The organism is Myxococcus vastator (assembly GCF_010894475.1).
GTDB lineage: Bacteria > Myxococcota > Myxococcia > Myxococcales > Myxococcaceae > Myxococcus > Myxococcus vastator.
In genome coordinates this window covers 1-646 of sequence record NZ_JAAIYB010000936.1, presented here as the reverse complement: position 1 = coordinate 646, position 646 = coordinate 1, and the positions used below count along the sequence as shown (strand labels likewise).

General features: G+C 69.7%; 1 protein-coding gene. It reads left to right on the top strand.

All coding sequences use genetic code 11. The features are described 5' to 3' along the window. On the top strand, positions 1-646 hold a 646-nt coding region (locus G4D87_RS38430), incomplete at both ends, for an RtcB family protein (RefSeq protein WP_163787672.1).

Below are 646 nucleotides of genomic sequence, written 5' to 3'. Positions count from 1 at the left end.
GCTCCCGGACTCGCTGCGTGGGGTGCGCTCGGCGATTGAGCGGGCGGTGCCGCATGGCCGCTCCGACAACGGTGGCCGCAACGACATGGGCGCGTGGCGTGTGGCGCCCGCGCGGCACCAGCAGGAGTGGGCGCGGTTGGTGGAGGGGTACGACCGCATCGTCGGGAAGCATCCGCGCATCGGCCGTGGGCCGGAGCTGTCGCACCTGGGGACGCTGGGGACGGGGAACCACTTCATCGAGCTGTGCCTCGATGAGTCGGAGGGCGTGTGGCTGATGTTGCACTCCGGCTCGCGCGGCGTGGGGAACCGCATCGGGAGCTACTTCATCGAGCTGGCGAAGGAGGACATGCGCCGCTGGTTCATCAACCTGCCGGATGGGGACCTGGCGTACCTGGCGGAGGGGACGGAGCACTTCGAGGACTACGTCTTCGCGGTGAGCTGGGCGCAGGACTACGCCGCCACGAACCGGGCGCTGATGCTGCATGAGGCGGTGGAGGCGCTGCGGCTGAGCGGTGAGCTGCCTCCGTTCGAGCTGAAGGACGCGGCGGTGAACTGCCACCACAACTACATCGCCCGTGAGCACCACTTCGGGAAGAACTGCTTCGTGACGCGCAAGGGGGCGGTGCGGGCGCGCGCGGGGGACCTC